Here is a 3,304-nt window from a genome sequence, read left to right as displayed (position 1 = left end):
AAACCGATTCAAACTCTGAATACTCTTCTTTAAAAAGCTTGGGGGTATAATTTACGGTTTCCCCACACCCCAATAAGGAACAAAAAATTTCCCGGCTTCCATATTTATATGCAATACCTCTGTATAACTTAGTAATTGAATCTTCGTTTTTTGTTTTTTTGCGTATTGCCGGCTCTCCTAATGGGGAGGATATCAGCAGGGAATGGGGCGCATCCGACAAATCATTGGTTATGTCGGGAGTGGCAGGCGTATGAGTTTTTACCGGCTCTTGATGCCCATGCGAACAACCCAACAGTAGGGTTGAGACAAGAAAAATAATTATTTTATTCATAGATATTTGGGATTTTTCGAAAGTTATAAATATGTAAGTGATGATTATATGCAGTTTGTATTTTATCTCTATTTTGTTATTCAGTTAAACTAATACAATCAGCATAATCGCTCATTTTTATTCAGGAACAAAATCATTGATATTATAAAAGACGATATGATAGCCATCACCCATGTTTAACGTTATTTTTTTATAGATAATTTCAACAAACAGGCTTTGTAATGAGTGAAAATCACGCTCTTTTTTAGATAAAAACTTTTTTGCATATTCAATATACTCAGGGCAACAATCCTTATATTTTTCTGGGTTATCGATTATTTCATTCTGATAGAACTGTTTTTGAGCCAAATAAGACTCTTTCCGGATCTCATCAAAATATCTTTCTTGGCAAATGGCTTCTAGCTGTGGTGTGGTTTTAATCGCTGTTGACAAAATAAATTTACCTTTATTGTTATGCAACTGTATATCTTCTTTAAAAGAAAATGGTAAAAATTGAATATTTCGTATACCATCAATTAAGTCTTGATAAACACCATATTCTATTTCACCAGTTAATAGGAAATCTTGCTCCTTGTTATCTATAAATTCAATTTGCAGATCATCTATACCCAGATACAGCTGTTTAATGATAAAAAGCGTCTTACCTTTTTGTACCAGTGAAAAGTCTTCTTGGTTTAATCCTTTTAATGCTAATTTTTCACTGCCTAACTGAATTAAAACAGGATCATGGTCTAACGCAATGTCTTTGCTATAGTTTATGTCTGTTTTTTCCTCTTTATGCGCATAAGCACAAGAAGTCAAAAAGCTAAGTAGTAAAAGTATAACTATCGTTTTCATTATTTGCTTAATTAAATAGTAGTATGTATAAAATCTATATTAAATCCCCAATGTCCATGATCATAATGATTTTGAACACTTGAGTTTACACCGGCAAACTCTGCCAAACCTGCCGGAACGCCTGTTCACACACAGCAAGGCATAAAAAAAATAGAACAAATACGCGAGGGCGATCGGGTATGGTCTCAAAACCCAACCAGCGGCGAAATAAGCCTGAAAAAAGTAACCGCCATTATCCGCAAAGAGATAGACACCACCGTACAAATAGAACTGGAAGGCGAAACCATTGAAACCACCGCCGCCCCCCCCTTTTTACACCAAAGAAGGCTGGAAAGATGACGCCGACTTCACCGAATAATACCACATAAAAACTAAAAATAAAAAATGGTATCGAGTAAAAGGGCAAAACTTTCTTTATACTAAGAAAAAAGTCTATAATTTTGAAGTTGAAGGCTGACACATCTACTTTGTCGGCAAACTCGCTTGGCTGGTGCATAATGCACAACCTTGCTTTCTAAGCTATTAAAGATTCTACCTAGTTATTGATCAAAAATATTTAAAGCTGGTGATTTAGAACTTCTTTTGGATATAAAAGGATTAAAACATATTTCACAAAGACATCACTCAATGTATTGGGAGAATTCTGTTAAAGCAACTCAATCCTTTTTTCAAAAATACGACAGTAAAGGACATAGAAAAGGGAATTAAAGAAGTGATTAAACAAAATAGAAGTACGATAATAAAAAAATTGAACTAGACGAGGTCAATATATAGGGAGGGTGATGGTGTCAAAAGGCTTTCGTTTTCCTTTATAAGATGTTTAAGTGGTTATGTTTATTTTTTTAATTTAATGTTTACTTACCACCATTCATATTTATGAGGGTGATAAGCATAATAATCGTTTGTTTACTACACAATCTTTAATTCAATTCATCAATTTCTTTAGCCACAAATTTGCGTTCGACAAGTTCACCGTCTTTATAGGTTTCTGTGTACAAAAGTTTGCCTTTTTTGCGAGTGGATAAGATGGGTTCATTCAGTTCATTATATTGTTGTTCTAATTGATGACATTTCCAAATACCAACAGGCAGGCCATTTTTGTATTCCGATTCGAGATAAATATAACCGATCCCAAGAGGCGCATATTTACTGCCTGTTATCTCTATCCATACCCCCTCGCGAGTATGGTTTTGAACTAAACCTTCCTCTGTATCATTAAGATCTGTGTTTTGAAAAGGACCATTAGTATCATAATAGCGGATGAATTTGCCTTGGGGTGTCAGTTGGTATGTTCTTTTTTCATTAGCGGCACTGTCTGTCTCATCACTACCAAGATCCCTAATAATTATTTTCCCATTATCATAATAGAAAAATCGATAGCCTCTACTCAGATCATTTCCATATTCGTAAGTGGCTACTAATCTATCCACAATTTGATGAGAGCTGATAGAGATAATGGATTGAAAAACAAGATGACTTCCATACTCGCAATGGTTGCATTCTAACTCAAGGTTCTCAGTGGTGAGTAGAAACAGATCAAACTGAGGAAAGCCGGCTATTTTTTCCACATGAACTGTAATCTTCTGGTTTAAAATATCGTTGATATTAAATGGGATATCATAGGAATCCTGAACAATCTGCTTTAAATTTTCTTGGGTTAAAGTAATCTTATAGGATTGTTCTGATTGGGACTGCTTATCTAAATTTCCGGCCAATTCATCAAAAGCCTTTTCACTCCCCGAACGTTCATTTTCTGTTTCTGCATCTTGCCAATGTGTGGCAAAAGGATATAATACATGCTTATCACCAATTGGCGGGCTGGCAAGCGGAGCTTGCATAATTTGGGTAATAAGATCGTCTTTTTTATTTTTATTAATCGGTTGGCTATTCGCTATTTGCTTACAACCTATCATAAATAGAAGGGTGATACATACTGTTATTAATCTCATTATCAATATTCCTTGTTTATTTTTTTATATAATGGTTTCCATAGAATTGCTGTCAAAAATCCCGGCATGTAGGTGATCATTATGCGCTTTATTGTACCTATTCGCCCCTAACAGCCAATTTTGTCTATTTTCAGCGGCAATAACTTGAGTAAAGCCCCAATCAACAAACGCATATAATAAATCTTGT

At 34.7% G+C, this 3,304-nt stretch carries 3 protein-coding genes and 1 pseudogene; 1 reads left to right on the top strand and 3 read right to left on the bottom strand.

The features are described 5' to 3' along the window. Together GQ590_RS11820 and GQ590_RS11815 are read right to left on the bottom strand one after the other, a co-directional pair. Window positions 1–331, bottom strand: a 331-nt coding sequence (locus GQ590_RS11820) for a hypothetical protein (protein WP_160422632.1), incomplete at its 3' end; no start/stop codon positions are given. A gap of 117 nt (window positions 332–448) precedes the next feature. Then, window positions 449–1,168 carry a hypothetical protein gene (locus GQ590_RS11815; RefSeq protein ID WP_160409075.1) on the bottom strand — a complete coding sequence of 240 codons (720 nt, stop codon included), beginning with the start codon at window positions 1,166–1,168 and terminating at the stop codon, window positions 449–451. Window positions 1,169–1,303: 135 nt separating this feature from the next. Here GQ590_RS11815 and GQ590_RS12975 point away from each other — a divergent pair. Continuing rightward, window positions 1,304–1,507, top strand: a pseudogene (locus GQ590_RS12975) (polymorphic toxin-type HINT domain-containing protein); the annotation flags it as partial. A gap of 581 nt (window positions 1,508–2,088) precedes the next feature. Here GQ590_RS12975 and GQ590_RS11805 read toward each other — a convergent pair. After that, complete coding sequence (locus GQ590_RS11805; protein ID WP_160409074.1) at window positions 2,089–3,117, bottom strand: hypothetical protein; 1,029 nt, start codon at window positions 3,115–3,117, stop codon at window positions 2,089–2,091. Window positions 3,118–3,304: the final 187 nt, after the last annotated feature.

It is taken from the genome of Gilliamella sp. Lep-s35 (assembly GCF_009795845.1).
Lineage (GTDB): Bacteria > Pseudomonadota > Gammaproteobacteria > Enterobacterales > Orbaceae > Gilliamella.
The sequence above is the reverse complement of the archived record's forward strand: the minus strand, read 5'-3'. Positions and strand labels throughout refer to the sequence as shown.